The organism is Pseudoalteromonas sp. L21, assembly GCF_021728035.1.
GTDB lineage: Bacteria > Pseudomonadota > Gammaproteobacteria > Enterobacterales > Alteromonadaceae > Pseudoalteromonas > Pseudoalteromonas arabiensis.
Map to the genome: position 1 here is coordinate 817,987 of NZ_JAKKCV010000001.1, position 15,782 is coordinate 833,768.

At 40.9% G+C, this 15,782-nt stretch carries 15 protein-coding genes and 1 riboswitch; of the genes, 7 read left to right on the plus strand and 8 right to left on the minus strand.

Annotated features, from left to right (window positions below; all coding sequences use genetic code 11):
* Positions 1–55 precede the first annotated feature (55 nt).
* Together L3V41_RS03715 and L3V41_RS03720 are read right to left on the minus strand one after the other, a co-directional pair.
* Entirely contained in the window at positions 56–388 is a 333-nt protein-coding gene (locus L3V41_RS03715) for a hypothetical protein (RefSeq protein ID WP_062568760.1), read from the minus strand.
* A 23-nt stretch (positions 389–411) separates the two neighbouring features.
* Positions 412–1,128, minus strand: a complete 717-nt coding sequence (locus L3V41_RS03720) for a DUF2982 domain-containing protein (RefSeq protein WP_062568759.1) — start codon at positions 1,126–1,128, stop codon at positions 412–414.
* Between the two features lie 241 nt (positions 1,129–1,369).
* Between L3V41_RS03720 and L3V41_RS03725 the strand changes: the two genes are divergently transcribed.
* The 3 genes from L3V41_RS03725 to msrA all read left to right on the plus strand — a co-directional run bounded on the left by L3V41_RS03725 (position 1,370) and on the right by msrA (position 6,141).
* Positions 1,370–2,422 carry an efflux RND transporter periplasmic adaptor subunit gene (locus tag L3V41_RS03725; RefSeq protein WP_062568830.1) on the plus strand — a complete coding sequence of 351 codons (1,053 nt, stop codon included), beginning with the start codon at positions 1,370–1,372 and terminating at the stop codon, positions 2,420–2,422.
* 3 nt (positions 2,423–2,425) lie between these two features.
* A complete protein-coding gene (locus L3V41_RS03730) occupies positions 2,426–5,524 on the plus strand; it encodes an efflux RND transporter permease subunit (RefSeq protein ID WP_237127181.1) in 3,099 nt (1,032 codons plus the stop codon).
* An 83-nt stretch (positions 5,525–5,607) separates the two neighbouring features.
* Entirely contained in the window at positions 5,608–6,141 is a 534-nt protein-coding gene (gene msrA / locus L3V41_RS03735; RefSeq protein ID WP_130149509.1) for a peptide-methionine (S)-S-oxide reductase MsrA, read from the plus strand.
* Between the two features lie 57 nt (positions 6,142–6,198).
* On the opposite strand, the gene L3V41_RS03740 is transcribed toward msrA, so the two are convergent.
* Both L3V41_RS03740 and L3V41_RS03745 read right to left on the minus strand, forming a co-directional pair.
* The gene (locus tag L3V41_RS03740; RefSeq protein ID WP_062568756.1) at positions 6,199–8,058 is read right to left on the minus strand and encodes a TonB-dependent receptor; all 1,860 of its coding nucleotides are present in this window, start codon (positions 8,056–8,058) and stop codon (positions 6,199–6,201) included.
* A 33-nt stretch (positions 8,059–8,091) separates the two neighbouring features.
* Positions 8,092–8,264, minus strand: a riboswitch (cobalamin riboswitch).
* Positions 8,265–8,438: 174 nt separating this feature from the next.
* Positions 8,439–8,921 carry a YajQ family cyclic di-GMP-binding protein gene (locus L3V41_RS03745; RefSeq protein WP_054551104.1) on the minus strand — a complete coding sequence of 161 codons (483 nt, stop codon included), beginning with the start codon at positions 8,919–8,921 and terminating at the stop codon, positions 8,439–8,441.
* A 154-nt stretch (positions 8,922–9,075) separates the two neighbouring features.
* Between L3V41_RS03745 and L3V41_RS03750 the strand changes: the two genes are divergently transcribed.
* A complete protein-coding gene (locus L3V41_RS03750; RefSeq protein ID WP_130149507.1) occupies positions 9,076–9,426 on the plus strand; it encodes a VanZ family protein in 351 nt (116 codons plus the stop codon).
* Positions 9,419–10,324: a 2-dehydropantoate 2-reductase gene (locus tag L3V41_RS03755; RefSeq protein ID WP_237114414.1), complete on the plus strand. Its 906-nt coding sequence runs from the start codon at positions 9,419–9,421 to the stop codon at positions 10,322–10,324. The genes L3V41_RS03750 and L3V41_RS03755 overlap by 8 nt, the downstream gene beginning before the upstream one ends.
* 123 nt (positions 10,325–10,447) lie before the next feature.
* On the opposite strand, the gene thiI is transcribed toward L3V41_RS03755, so the two are convergent.
* Positions 10,448–11,905 (minus strand): tRNA uracil 4-sulfurtransferase ThiI, encoded by a 1,458-nt coding sequence (gene thiI, locus L3V41_RS03760; RefSeq protein WP_237127182.1) that lies wholly within the window; start codon positions 11,903–11,905, stop codon positions 10,448–10,450.
* 108 nt (positions 11,906–12,013) lie between these two features.
* Positions 12,014–12,667 carry a TetR/AcrR family transcriptional regulator gene (locus tag L3V41_RS03765; RefSeq protein WP_062568752.1) on the minus strand — a complete coding sequence of 218 codons (654 nt, stop codon included), beginning with the start codon at positions 12,665–12,667 and terminating at the stop codon, positions 12,014–12,016.
* A gap of 227 nt (positions 12,668–12,894) precedes the next feature.
* Here L3V41_RS03765 and coaD point away from each other — a divergent pair, with 227 nt between their 5' ends.
* A complete protein-coding gene (gene coaD, locus L3V41_RS03770; protein ID WP_062568751.1) occupies positions 12,895–13,377 on the plus strand; it encodes a pantetheine-phosphate adenylyltransferase in 483 nt (160 codons plus the stop codon).
* Positions 13,374–14,744: a capsule assembly Wzi family protein gene (locus tag L3V41_RS03775; RefSeq protein ID WP_237127183.1), complete on the plus strand. Its 1,371-nt coding sequence runs from the start codon at positions 13,374–13,376 to the stop codon at positions 14,742–14,744. Before coaD ends, L3V41_RS03775 begins: the two co-directional genes overlap by 4 nt.
* Before the next feature lie 14 nt (positions 14,745–14,758).
* On the opposite strand, the gene L3V41_RS03780 is transcribed toward L3V41_RS03775, so the two are convergent.
* On the minus strand, positions 14,759–15,298 hold the full coding sequence (locus L3V41_RS03780; protein ID WP_237114416.1) for a hypothetical protein: 540 nt from the start codon (positions 15,296–15,298) through the stop codon (positions 14,759–14,761).
* An 11-nt stretch (positions 15,299–15,309) separates the two neighbouring features.
* Complete coding sequence (locus tag L3V41_RS03785; protein ID WP_237127184.1) at positions 15,310–15,741, minus strand: hypothetical protein; 432 nt, start codon at positions 15,739–15,741, stop codon at positions 15,310–15,312.
* Positions 15,742–15,782 lie beyond the last annotated feature (41 nt).

The window sequence follows — 15,782 nt, forward strand, 5'->3', positions numbered from 1 at the left end:
CCAGCCGTCAAATTAGTGAATAGCAAGCAAGTAAAGTGCCAAATTAAAGAAGGGCTTAGAGATAGCTATCCTGATGAATACGCACAAATAGCTTAGTGCCTATTTTACTGTAATCCACCTTATATTCACGTCCATCTAAGGATTGAATAAAGAGCAACCGCTTTTCTTCTGCGAAAACATCTGCACTCGTAATATAAACCATTTCAAGGTAGCGCTCTTTCGCTTCACGACGATTTTTTGGCAGTTCTTCTTTAAAAGGTTCAAGCCCGTTTTGGGTCACCTTAATTCGTGGGTGGTTTTCGCCATTCACGATAACTAGATCGAGCTTTCTATCTTTATGAATTATCGTGTTTCGACCACTTTTAATAAAAGAACGTTCTTGACTCATAGCCTTATCCTGCTTACTACCACCTAACGATTCACATTTTTGTGTAATTGAGTATTTATAAACTCATTAGGGTTTAATTTCCAACGATTTAAATATGCACTAAATTGCCAAATATCAGTATCGAGTACATTGGCAGGTAACAGTAGATCATACCCTGTCAATTGACCAAGATGCCGTGTTCGATTGGCAAACATAGCTATCAATCCTTTGTAACGCTGCCCGCTTGGAGCCGTGTATTGCGTATCCTCAATTAACCATTCTGATGGGCAATCCCCATTTTTGCAATGTTTTTGAACTACTTGCATAAACAGGTGACGCTGCTCAATCAATAATCGCCCTGCGATTCTTGGCTGTATCTGCATCAAAAACTCATCTATGTTATTGAGTTTAATACCAACTGCATTTAACTCAAGGTATTCTAAGCCTTGTTCCACTTTTGGTATACCACTATGATGAAAATTCTCTCTATTTAACTGCCAATATCCGACTTTATGACGATAAATGAGCGCATCTTCGCAGAATGTGAAACTAAAGTAGGGTTCCTGCGTTTTTAAATAACCAATGAATATCGCTGCAATACAGCTACTCGCGAGAAAAATCTCGATAATGCTAATTTCGCCAGGCCTTAGCAAATTAAATAACATAATAAATGTTAGCCCAATCCCACCCACTAGCAAAAACTCGATACCATGACGGGATGCGTGAGCACGAATATTCAAAATATCAGACATATTAACCATACACAGAAAAATAAAATACGAACATAACAATGCCCACTAACACGACTTTTCGTAACATCAGGCAGTAGTTACATTTTGACTCTTTACTCATAGCAAACACTCACTTTTAGTTACATTTCAGGAACAAACTCAGCCATTTTTTTACTTTTACGCCAAATGCACAAATTTACGGGATACCTGACATACTCGACACGTACTAATTTTGTACACTACACTCAACTAATTCTCTGGTAACACAATGATGTATTCTACACAATCTGGCAAAGCGCTTTTTCCTTTTATTATTACCCTGTTATTAGGGTTATGTGTTTATTTGTACTTACCTTCAAGCCAAGGTGAACAAACTGGCTTTGGTGATACTGCAACTCAGGTCAGCGCACACACCGTTACCTCAGAAGAAAATGCGGTACTTATCGAAGCAATAGGTAGTGCTCGCGCTAATCAAGCCATTTATATTCGTAGTGCTCAAAGTGATTATGTGACTGATATCTACTTTAATGATGGCGATTTGGTCAGTAAAGGTCAAAAACTCGTACAACTTCAGTCACAAGAAGAACAACTGACCGTTAAAGAACTCAGTATTAACCTCAGAGAAGAAAAACGCCAACTAGAGCGTTTAACCGAGCTTTCACGCTCACAAGCAACAGCAAAATCATTACTTGAAGAGCAATTATCACGTGTAGATGCAACCGAAGCTCAGCTTGAAAGTGCAAAAACAAAACTTGCTGAAATGACGATTACAGCGCCATTCTCGGGATTGTTAGGTAAACGTGAGATATCTATTGGTACCTATGTAAGTAGCACCACAAATATTACCACCTTGGATGACATCAGCATTATTAAAGTTGATTTTAAAGTGCCTGAAAAATACCTAGCACAATTACAGCTTGGTATGAAAGTCATGACTCAAAACGATGCCTACCCAGAAAAAACCTTTAATGGCAAAGTGACTCATATTAGCTCACGTATTGATTCAGTAACACGCAGTGTTGAAGTAACAGCTAGCTTTGTAAATAGTAGCCGTTTACTACGCCCAGGTATGCTACTAAATACCGCCTTGCAGCTTAGTTCAAACCAAGCGCTTATGGTGCCAGAAAAAGCGGTTATTCCTCAGCAGGATAAACACTATGTTTTCCAAATTGAAGACGGCGTGGTGAACAAGGTTGAAGTACACGTTGCTGGCCGTCACAATGGCTGGGTTGCTATTGATAAGGGCCTTGAGAATGGCCAACAAGTTGTCACCGAAGGGATCATTAAAATCCGTACCGGCAGTAAAGTTAGTATCAAGGGCTAAAGCATGAAAATTACAGATACTAGCGTTAAACGTCCGGTCTTTGCGATCGTAATAAACTTATTGCTGCTTACCTTTGGTCTCGTTGCATTTTCAATGCTACCACTGCGTGAATACCCTGATATTGAAACGCCAATTGTGAGTGTAAGCACTGAGTACACAGGGGCCAGCGCAGAAATTATCGAAACCAAAATAACCCAAGTACTCGAAAACCGTATATCGGGTATTGAAGGCATAAAAAGTATTAACTCATCAAGCCGCAATGGCCGCTCTAACATCACCATTGAGTTTAATATCAGTCGTGATATTGATGCCGCATCAAACGATGTTCGTGAGCGTGTAGCTAGAGCACTTGATAGCCTACCGGAACAAGTTCGCCCACCCGAAGTTTCAAAATCGAATAGTGATGAGAGCCCGATTGCTTGGTTCGTGCTAAACAGTACAACGATGGACTCATTACAGCTATCTGACTACGCACAGCGTTTTATTGTCGACCGTTTAGCCGTTGTTGACGGTGTTTCAAACGTTCGTGTAGGTGGTGAGCGTAAATACGCAATGAAAATTTGGCTAAACCGCAAAGCCATGGCTGCTCGAGGTATCACCAGCAGTGACATCGAAAATACCCTTCGTACAGAAAACGTAGAACTTCCGGCAGGTGAAATTGAATCGATTGACCGTGATTTTACCGTTCGTACTGCCCGTAGTTATAAAGACCAGCGTGATTTTAGAAACCTTGTAATTAAGCGTGGTAATGACGGCTACTTAGTTCGCCTTGGCGAAGTTGCAGATGTTCACTTAGAAGCGGCCGACGACGAAAGCCTATTTCGTGGTAATGGTCGAAATATGATTGGTTTGGGTATCGTAAAGCAAGCCAAAGCGAATACCTTAACTGTGGTTGATAACGCTCGCGCTGAGCTTGAAAAAATCAAACGCAACTTACCTGAAGGTACCACCATTGAAGACAGTTATGACTCGTCTGTTTTCATCAAAGAATCGATTGATGAGGTGTACCGTACCCTCGCAATTTCAATGGCACTCGTTGTCTTAGTTATTTACTTATTCCTTGGCAATATTCGCGCAACCTTAGTGCCTGCAGTAACAGTACCTGTGGCTCTTGTTGGTAGCTTTATGTTCTTACTTGCAATGGGCTACTCAATCAACTTACTTACCCTGCTCGCTTTAGTGCTAGCTATCGGCCTAGTGGTAGATGACGCCATTGTGATGCTTGAAAATATCCACCGCCGAATTGAGCTTGGCGAGCCGCCTTTACTTGCGGCTTTTCGTGGTGCCCGAGAAGTGGGGTTTGCTATTATTGCCACCACACTTGTGCTTATTTCTGTATTCGTACCGCTGGTATTTATGGATGGCCGAATTGGTGCGTTATTTACCGAGTTTGCTATGGCGGTGAGTGCTGCGGTGTTCTTTTCAAGTATCACAGCACTAACACTGTCTCCCGCTTTATGCTCAAAAGTACTTAAAGCCTCAGAGAAAGAAAGTAAATTTAGCCAATGGATGGATCGCTCGTTTAGCAAAATAGAGAATGCCTATCGCAACTCATTGCAATCGAACATGAGCCGTAAATGGGGTCTATTATTTACCATGATCTTAATGGGTGTTGTCAGCTTTATGCTATTTAAGCAGGTACCATCAGAGCTCACTCCAAAAGAAGACCGCGGCACTTTCTTTATCATGATGAGCGGCCCTGAAGGCGCAAGTTATGAGAATAACGCAGCAAACATGGCCAAAATTGAAGAGCGTTTAATGCCTTACTCTGAGTCAGGAGAATTAAGCCGCGTACTTATTCGTGTGCCAGGTTGGGGCGGCCAAGGTGGTGTAGCAATCGTTGGTATGGCCGACTGGGATAAACGTAAGCGTTCAACATGGGAAGTGATGGACGAAATTAGCGGTAAAATGACCGAAGTGACAGATATTAGAGCATTTGCAATTATGCGCCGCGGTATTGGTGGCGGTGGTTCATCGCGCCCAATTGAGTTTGTGTTGCAAGGTAACGATTATGACCAACTTGCCGATTGGCGAGACCGCATCATAGAGCGTGCAGAGAAAAACCCTGGCCTTGTGCGTATTGACCATGATTATAAAGAAACGTTTCCACAGTTTTTAATCAATATAAACAAGAATAAAGCCGCAGATTTAGGCGTATCCGTTTCCGATGTAGGCCGCACTTTAGAGACCATGTTAGGGCAACGACGTGTCACAACCTTTATCGACCGTGGTGAAGAGTATGACGTAATTCTCAAAGGGACCAAGGAAGACTTTGCTAACCCAACAGATATCTCGAATATCTACTTAAAGTCGCGCAGTGGTGAACTCGTTCCACTGGACAGCCTTATTACTTTAAAAGAAGAAGCAACTGCATCGCGATTAAACCGTTACAACCGTATGCGTGCAATCACGTTAAGTGCAAACTTAGCTGATGGCTACACACTAGAAGAAGCACTTAATTTCTTAAACCAAGTAGCCGCTGAAGAAAATGACATTGATGGAGCGATTGATTACAAAGGTGAATCGCAGTTGTTTTACGAAGGTGCATCAGCGATGACCTATGTGTTCATTCTTGCGCTCACAGTGACCTTCTTAGTACTTGCAGCCCAGTTTGAAAGCTTTGTACATCCATTTGTGATCATGCTAACCGTGCCACTTGGCCTAGTTGGCGCGCTCTTTGGTTTATGGTTTACAGATCTGACGTTAAATATTTACAGCCAAATAGGTATCGTGATGTTGATTGGTTTGAGCGCCAAGAACGGTATCTTAATTGTTGAATTTGCTAACCAACTACGTGACAAAGGCGTTGAATTTAACGAAGCCATTACCCAAGCGGCAACACAACGCTTACGCCCTATCATCATGACGTCACTCACCACTGTGATGAGCTCTGTCCCGCTTGTACTTGCAAGTGGCCCAGGTGCAGAGAGCCGAATGGTTATTGGTGTTGTGGTATTTACCGGTGTTATTGTAGCTACGTTACTAACATTATATGTAGTTCCCGCAGCGTACACAGCGCTTGCCCGTAATACTCAGTCACCCGAATACTTACAAGGTAAACTTGAACAGCAAGCGAAAGACAAACCGCTGGAAGACATTTAACGAGTCTTTAGCGATAATAAAACGCCGTCTTTACGGCGTTTTGTTTTTTCAGCTATAGTCAGCAAAAAGGTGAGGAAATTAAAATGGAAAACAACATACAAATAGCCACTTTTGGCGGTGGTTGCTTCTGGTGTATTGATGCCGCATTTAGACGTGTTAAAGGTGTGCTAAACGTCAGCTCTGGTTATGCTGGTGGTGACATTGAAAACCCGAGTTATCAGCAAATTTGTACTGGCTTAACCGGTCACGCCGAAGTCGTTCAGCTTGATTTTGACAGTAGTATTATTAGTTACCACAGCTTACTTGAAATGTTTTTTACTTTGCACGATGCCACGCAACTAAACCGTCAAGGTAATGATGTTGGCACCCAGTATCGCAGTGTTATTTATTACCACGATGAACAACAAAAAGTGGCGGCTGAGACAATGATTGCTAACTTACAAAAGCAAATTCGCGAGCCAATAGTCACTGAAATAAGCCCACTCACTAACTTTTACCCTGCAGAGCAATACCATCAAGACTACTATACCGAAAACCCTAACCAAGGCTATTGCAGTATTCTTATTGCACCTAAACTTGAAAAATTCGCTCAGCATTACGCAGATAAACTAAAATAAAAAAAGCCCGCTAAGTAGGTAGCGAGCTTTTAGACGCAGAACTAATAATTTTCTTTATTAGAACTGATAACGGGCACCTACAAACAAGCGACGCTCAGCCGTGTTGTAGTAATAAAGCTCGTCGTTGATGAAGTCACCATCTAAGTCAGTGCCATAGGCATCAACGGCGTTGTACTGTTTATCGAACAGGTTTTCTACGCGAAGTGATAAGGTTAAATTATCAGTTGCTTGGTAGTGACCTACAAAATTCCACAGAGTATATGAAGGCAAGTGCGTGAGTTTACCATCGCGGTCTCCTCGGTACTGCATATCAATACCCGCATCAAAGTCGCCCCATGCTTTATGTAGTGACCAGTTCACGCTTTGTTTTGATACATAAGTCAGCGCTTCACCTGTTTCAGTATCTTCTGCTGATAGATAAGTAAAGTTAACACTATGATCAAAACCAAATACTTGGTTTTCGAAACTAAACTCTATCCCTTCGTGGCGAGCTTCATTGATATTTGTTGGCTGCCAATTACCTGATGCATTTGGTGCCCACGCAATTTTGTTATCTATTTCATTACGGAAAATAGCAATATCCAGGCTAATGTCATTCACATTTAATGATAAGCCTAACTCTTGGTTATCAGATGTTTCAGGCAATAAATTGGGGTTTCCTGGGCTTGGTTCAGGGAAATATAAATCATTAAATGTGGGCGATTTAAAGCCAGTACTTTGGCTTACACGGAATGTTGCGATGTCGTTTAAGTGATAACCCACAGCAGCAGTATAAGTTGTTTCGTCGCCGAACTGTTGGTCATCATCTTGGCGTAGCGTTAAATTAGCAAGTACTTGTTCATCATCATAATAAGCACCAATAAATGCTGCAAACACTTCGCGGCTATCTTTTAAGTAAGTACCAGAGTTAGTATTTACTTTATCTTTATACCAATTTAAACCACCGCTTAGTGTCAGCGCTTGATTGAAAAAGTATTGACCGTTGTAATCGATTTGCTTACGTTCAGTTTCAAACTTATCGACCACAGCAGCACCTGTATAGTCGATACGTGAATCGTCTGAGCTGTCGCTTGAGATTGCAATATCAATCGCATGGCTGTGTTTTTCAAAGGCCTTTTTCCAACCTAATGAAGCTTGATAATTTTCGAATTCACCTTTTTCTACCCTGCTATCCGCAGGACTAAAAGAACTATCGTACTGCGCTTCACCTTCTGAGTACTGACCTTGTAATAAAAGCTCCCCTAGTTGCTCATTTTGATAGCCTAGGTTAAAGCCAAGGTTTTTATTTTCATAGCCATCTTCATCGGGTGCTACGCCTTGCAATACATCAAAGCCATCTGTTTTTTCATAACCAGCATTAACAGCAATATCAACACCAGCAAACTGACCACCAGTAGCCACTTGGTACTCTTGATAAGAATCAGAACCAAATGTAACATCTAAGGTCGTGTTTTGTGCTTTGCGAGTAATAATATTAATCACACCCGCTAATGCATCAGAACCATACACAGCAGCGCGAGAACCTTTAATAACCTCAACACGTTCAATACTGTTTAAAGGAATATTGCTAATGCCTTTATAGCCAAGCGTTGCAGACCCTGTGCGCACACCATCAATTAAGATAAGTGTATGACGTGTGCCTGAACCACGCAGTGAAACACCTGCGTTTTGACCAAAGCCACCATTGGCATTGATTTGAAAGCCTGCGCGGGTGGCAAGTAAACTTGGTAGGTCTCGCGCATAGCTAGCTTCAATATCAGTGCGGTTAATGACAGTTACGCTGGCCAATACATCATTAATTGATTGTTCGAATTTATTCGCCGTGACTGTAATATGCTCGATTGACTGCTCATCCGCAGACACAGAAAAAGACAACGCAGCAGCAACCGCTACGCCTAAGGTAGATTTATTTAGCATGATATCCCCTCGCCTGTGCCCACCGCACACGCAAATAGTAAGTTACTCCAAGGCCGGTCTCCGGACTTTGCGCATGCAGGGCACACACATTACCGTTGCGGGGGCAGTGTTGGCATTGTTTTCTCCATGAAAACGCACCAGCTTCCCGATTATCTTGCTGCTACTTCAACCTTTGAAGTATAGGTACCTTAGAAGGTACAGCAAGCACCTTGAAAATAGGCCGCTATTGTGATGATTTTAGGGATAAAAGTCAATGGACGGCTATACTGCTAAAGGCTTTTTTATCAACAAAAAAGCCAAACGAATAGACCGCTTGGCTTTTTAGTGAAATTTAATTCATTTTTCATGCACTAGATTATGTATATAGTGCAAACAGCGAATTAATCGCGGAAGTTCTTAAATTGAAATGGCTGACCTAAATCAGCAGTACGCACAACTTGCATCGCTTCTTGTAAATCATCACGCTTTTTACCCGTAACACGTAATTCTTCACCTTGAATGGCTGCTTGCACTTTGATTTTTGAATCTTTGATTAACTTAACGATTTTCTTCGCTACGTCTTTTTCAATACCTTGCTTAAGTGCAACATCACGCATAACGTACTTACCACTGCGCGACTCATCTTTAAGCTCAAGGCTAGATACATCTAAACCACGCTTTGAAATTTTCGCAGCGAGAATATCAAAAAGCTGCATAACTTGTTGTGGTGCTTCAGCTTTTAGCTTGATTACTTTATCACTTAATTCGATTGATGCATCAACACCACGAAAATCAAAACGCGTCTCAAGCTCACGCTTAGCGTTGTCTACTGCATTTTGCGCTTCGTTCATTTCTACTTCAGAAACAATATCAAATGAAGGCATGGGGTTCTCCTAACAAATTTTCAAAATTAATATGGCAAGGATTATAACGTCAATTTTATAAATCTTTACATATTTCTGCACGCCGTTCAGGTGCGATAATAATTATGTTTGATATACTGCGGGTTCATTTTTAAACGACTTTTAGGATTTTTTCGTGACAAGGCGCGTTTACCAAGTTCTTTTTTTAATAAGCATTATCGGCTTCACTTTTTTATTCGCCAAAGAAATTAAAGGCGTGGGTAGCCTTTTTCCACATATAGATAAAGTCGCACATTTTGGCATTTTCTTCGTGCTCGCTATGGTAATGGATAAAGCATTTAAACTCCCTCTTGTAGTGCAAATTCTGCTACTTGCAGGCTATGGTGCTGCTATTGAATTTATGCAAGATATGCTGCCTTACCGACAAGCTTCTGTTGGTGATTTTGTTGCTGACTTTATTGGTGCTGTAAGCTACTTTGTTATAAAGCTTGGTTTTCATTTAGGTAATAAGCAACGCAATGGCTAAGACTCTCATTGTTGGTGATGGCGCAATTGGCTTATTATTTAGCTATTTTTTATCCACGCAGCATGACATCACATTACTTACCCGAAAACCAACCCTGACCACCCGCTTCTATCAAACGAGTAATGGTAAATCACACCCTATTAAAGCTCGCCTTATTAATCATCAAGAGCTTGCTGGGTCAGCCCCCTTCGACTTGGTGGTGATCACTGTTAAAGCATTTCAGGTGCAAGCGGCTTTTAAGCAAATAACACCTTACCTTAGTAAAGAGTGCCAGATCGTTATTTCTCATAATGGCATGGGTAATGTCGATGAACTCAATGCCCAGCTGTTACCTACTCAGGGGTTAGCGTTTTTAACAACGCGTTTAGCTGGGTTTAAAGTAACACCTTATAGTGTAAACCATACTGGAAATGGTGAAAGCGTGCTGGGCGCATGTAATATAGCGGCAAGTGAAAAGCTCAATGAGCTTAAACACCTATTTAGCAGCCTACCGCACTTTTCTGTAAGCGATGATATTCACTCATTGCGCTGGCAAAAACTGTTAGTGAATGTTGCTATTAACCCATTAACAGCCATTCATAACGTTAAAAATGGTCAGTTACGTGCACCGCAATTTAGTACACGCATCATTAATTTGCTCAGCGAAGCCTGCCTTGTGGCCAATAAACAAGGTATTAAAGTAAAGCTCAACGAGGCACTGGATCAGGCCTATTGTGTGATGACTGCAACCGCTGAAAACTTTTCATCTATGCAGCAAGACATTAGCCATAATAGAGAGTCTGAAATTGATGCTATCTGTGGTTATGTATGTGAGCAAGGTGCAAAGCTGGGTGTAAAAACCCCTCATAATCAAGCAATGCTCTGTTTGATAAAAACCAAATCAGCTGAGTTTTCATAAAAGTAAGCACGCTTCGAGGGAAAAAGTAAACGGCGCGCAGGCGTCAAACGTGTTTTGCGCAAAACAAGCCATTCCACCAGCCATAAAAAAAGCGCGAACGTGTCGCGCTTTTATCAGTATCCCTTATGGGCGATACACTTTTACGTTACTGTAGCCTTCTTCGTGCAGGATCAGCGCTTGCAACTGGCTCATTACCCCTTTCGCACAATATAGGTAATATTCTTTATCTTTTGGTAAGTCACCAAATTTAGTCGCTAAGCGGAAGAAAGGTAAATGCACAACATCAATACCTTCAAGCTCCAGTGGATTGGCATCTTCTTCCTCAGGTGAACGTATATCTACAACAACCGCCCCCTTTGGTAAGTCAGATACAGATTCAGCCTCTTTCACTTCTTCTTTTGCTTCGGTGTCGATATCCCGGATATCCATCACACGCGCATTTTCAACGACCGTATTTAGCACGTCGAAATCAAACTTAGCTTCTTCGGCAAGAATCGTTTTGATTTTAGCTTTAACCGTTGGCTTTTTAGAGATCACACCACAGTATTCAGGCATGCTTTCTGCCATTTCGGCGGTACCAATTTGACGCGCAATATTAATAATATCTTGCTTGTCGTGTTGGATTAACGGACGAATGATTAAAGTTTCAGTCACACGGTCAATGACACTCAAATTCGCAAGTGTTTGACTTGAAACCTGCCCAATACTTTCACCTGTTACGAGTGCTTGCACACCTAGTTTTTCTGCAACTTGACTACCGGCACGCATCATCATACGTTTTAGAACCACACCCATTTGGCTGTTTTCTACGTTTTCAAGGATTTCAGCAACAACAGGTTCAAAATCAACCGTCACGAACTTAACTTTATGAGTAGAGCTAAATTGCTTCCAGATGTAATAGCTCGCCTGCTTAACACCGATTTCGTGGGCTGCACCACCTAAGTTAAAGAACAAGAAGTGAGTACGCGCCCCCTTACGGATCATTTGATAACTGGCAACACCAGAGTCAAAACCGCCCGACATAAGCGATAATACATCTTCTTGTGTTGGCAGCGGGAAGCCCGCCATACCTAAGTGAGTTTCAGTAACTATATAGGCTTTATCATCACGCACTTCTAAACGTACTGTTACTTCAGGGTGAGATAATTTAACGCGCGCCCCTTCAACATGCTGGTTTAAACCACCACCTACGTAGCGCTCTACATCGCTCGATGTAAAGTCATGCTTACCTGAACGCTTACAACGCACGCAGAATGTTTTGCCTGCAATAGTATGGCCAATTAGCTCAAGTGCTTTTTGGTAAATATCGTCAATTGAGTCGAAGCCTGTTTCTGTTACTTCAATAAACTGTACGATACCAGGAATGCGTTTTAAGCCATCAATGATATCTAAGCGAACTTGCTCAGAGTCTAGGAGGCTTACCACTGAGATATTGTCCCAGTTATTTCTAACCTGCACTTTTTCGTCAACGCGACGTAAAACGATCTTAATGTTATTTTCTAATAACTTGGTGAAACGCTTACGAACAGACTTACTCTTAATAGCGATTTCAGGATGTAATTTGACGATAAATTTAAGCATAGTTCACTCTTAGACAGTGGGATTCACACGGCCCGAGGCATACCAACCTCAAGGGCGCGCGATTATAACAAAAATTATAGCGTCTAGGAAATAAACTGCTTTGTAGGATTATTGTTCGCTTTGCTCAGTGGCAGCAAGTGCTAAGTACTTTGCTCTTAAGTTGTTTACTTGTTCCAAATGTTGCTCTGTACAATGTGCTTTTAATAGCAATAGTACTTTTAAGATACCGTTATAGATATCTTCTCTGGCAAGCTCGCCGCTCAAGCGACGGGCTTTAATGTAAGGTGTCCAAAAGCTCACTGTCATTTTAAGCATATGGGCAAGCTCTGTTACATCGGCGTCATCAATAGTAATAATACCACCTGAACGTAATGCAAATAACACCTCTTTTACCTGCTCTAACAGCGCAGCTTGAAACTCGATATAGTCTTTTTTTAATACTTCATCACGGGATAAAATATCACCCAAATTATCGTAAAAAAATTGAAATCGCCACATCAGTTCAAACAAAGAGTCTAAATACCCTGCTAAGTTTTCAAGCGCATTATCTTCTGGTTTTAATGGCTTAAAGTGCGTATGGAGATGTTCACTGTATAAAGCAAAAATGTGACGAATAATGTCTTCTTTATTTTTAAAGTGATAATACAGATTGCCAGGGCTAATACCCATGTGTGCAGCAATGTGGTTGGTCGTAATAGCACGCTCTCCATGGAGATTAAATAGCTCAATGCTGGTATGTATGATTTTATCCTTTGTGCTCATATGCTGCTTACTCTATTTTTATATTTATTACGATCTGAAGTTCATTTTCAGCCAAGCAGTATAAACAAATGCGTGGCAATAAAATACTACCTTGAAAAATTCTAACTTCAATCGGCTTAGTACCTTATATAAAACCAAAAAATCTAATAGGATGCTCTTACTTCAAAGCTGCATACGAGTGAAAACACTGTTACTATAGCAAGCAAATTTTTAACTAGCTGATAGATATGAACGTTACTGCAATCTACCCAGGTACCTTTGACCCGCTAACGAATGGGCACACAGACCTCATCCATCGAGCAGCTAAAATGTTCGACAAAGTCATTGTGGCTATTGCTCATAATCCAAGTAAACAACCCTGTTTTACACTAGAAGAACGTGTAGAGTTAGCAAATACAATTTTAGCCCACCTTAAAAATGTAAGCGTGATCGGCTTTTCTGGTTTATTAGCTGACCTTGCCCGTGAGCATAAGGCTGAAGTACTCATTCGTGGTATTCGTGCTGTATCTGACTTCGACTATGAGTTTCAGCTAGCAAATATGAACCGACGCCTAAACCCTGATTTAGAAAGTGTGTTTTTAACACCCGCTGAAAAAAACTCGTTTATTTCCTCGACGCTCGTTAAAGAAGTTGCCCGTCATCATGGTGATGTGAGCGAATTTGTTAACCCTATTGTCGCCACCGCATTACAGGAAAAAATACACGGATGAAACTAAAAAAGTTCATTAGCTTAAGTGCTTTACTAATGATCTCTGCACCAAGCTTTGCTGAGCCATGGATAGAAAGTGATGACCCTTTGTTAAGGGCTTCTATAGAGATGCTATTTAATCAAGGAATTATAAAACAACCTATCAATAGTTACCCGCTTATGTGGCAAGGTATTGCAGGTGATTTAGCAGCTATCGACCCTAATAATTTACAGGAACGTAGTTTTTTCGCGTATCAGCACGTTAAGCACGCTCTCAATAACGCCAAACGAAAAAACAGTTCTGGGGTGCGCTTCAATTACAATAGTGAACCCGAGACACAACAGGGCTTTACGACACGCGATCAGCAAAAAAGTGGTATTAACAGCTATGGTTCAATAACCGGTAAGCGAGTAAGTGCCAAAGTAAGTGTGAACTATGCTGACGAGTCACTCGACGGAAAATACACAAATTATCATGGTAGTTATCTAGCCGTGTTAATGGGTAACTGGTCAATCAGTGCAGAGCAAGTAAGTCATTGGTGGGGCCCGAGTAACGACAACGCCTTGTTACTATCGAATAACGCAGCTCCGATGAAAGGCCTGCGCTTTTCCCGTGCAAACAGTCAATATGTTGGCCCTAGTTGGTTATCATTTATTGGTAATTGGCAGTTAACTGGTATTTACGCTAAACAAAAACCATTTTTAAATAGCAGTGAAGAAGGCGATTATTGGGCTTTAAGGTTTGCAAGTACACCATTAAAAGGGCTTGAAATTGCAGTAAATACGGCAAGTTCTGATTATCTTACTGATGAATATATCGATTCAGTTACACTCGAAAGCCAAACATCGACCCATCGCCTAACAAGTATTGATGTTAAATACTCAACATCCATAGCACAGCAACCTGTTGCATTTTATGCTGATGTAATGGGGCGTAATGAAAGTGGCCTTGCACCAAGTGATCCTTTTTATACTGTGGGTATTGAAAGCTACTTTGGTTCAAATGACAGTTTACTGAAAACCTATTTTGAATACTCAAATACAGAGCAACAATGCAGCCTTACAGCTGATTGTGTATACGGCTCGGCTAGCTACACACAAAAACAAAGACTTATTGGCAGCTCTGTGCCTAAGCAAAGTAAATCGGCTGTGTTAGGTGCTTATTACCATACTCTAGATGGTTATGGAGGTCATGCAAAGCTACGTTGGATTGACAGTGAAGCGGAAGAAACACCTGCAGATATGACGCAATTACAATTAGAACTTGGTTATCAACAATCTTTATTTAGTGGTCTTTGGAAAGTAACCGGACTTGTATCAAGGGATGAAATAGGCAATGACTCTGACACAAATACTGGCTTAAGAACAAGCTGGGAATTTCGTTTTTAAACCGCTATCACGGGTCAAGTAAGCTTTGCTTGACCCCGACCCCATCTATATAACTTTACAAGCCCTAGAAAGTCTTTGTTACATAGCAGCGCAATTATCATCATTATATCCATCGTATTAACTGTCACGGTGTACACATCCCAAAACCACCAATGACCAGTAAAGTGGGCATAGTTAGTGTCGTAATACATTGCCAGAAACAATAAAATATTCACCGAGAGCCCTGTAAAAATATATAACTTTGCAGGGACCTCATTTAGGTTTTTTTTACGGGTAACAAACCAAATGAAAGACAACATAATTAAGTCTGACGCAGCCCAAATTAAATATGCAAGTGTCGTATTGAGGATGTTGTAGCCTAAAGTAACGTTAAGGAGTGGATCACTTACCATATAAGATAAAAACATTGCCAATGCTATCCACATCACTGTTTTATCTCCACCCCCTACCGATGAAGACTTTTTTACCATGTTGTACAAAAAGGCCATCAAAAAGCCCCACATGATAAAAGTGGCAAGATACACACCCAAGTATTCTTGGAGATATTCAAGCATACAATAAACCTCTAGCAGGCTTTGGCTTTAATATGACTAACAAGTGCTCCAAGCTTCAAGAAATCTTTGTTCAATAATAAAGCTAAGATCATCATAATATCGATACTATTTACGCCAAGAGAGTATATTGTCCACAGTAGCCATGGAGTTGTATTATCGTATACAAAAATATCAATGTAGATTGAGAGCATAAGAAATGAATTCAGAAGTAAACCCATTAAAATATAAATTGCCGCATAAAAAATAGGATGCTGTTTCAGCTTCAACCAAGCTACAATAATAATAATCGTTACCAAGTCATAGTAAAGCCAATTCAAATAATGAAAAGAAGATAACTCTAGAACACCACTCAAAAAGTATGAGAGCATCATAATAAAAGCTAAAATTAAAGGACGACGATCATTCTTATTGATACTCATAGCAAGGTTGAAGAGAAAAGCCATTAAAAAGCCCCACTCTATAAACGTACCAATTAAACTACCTA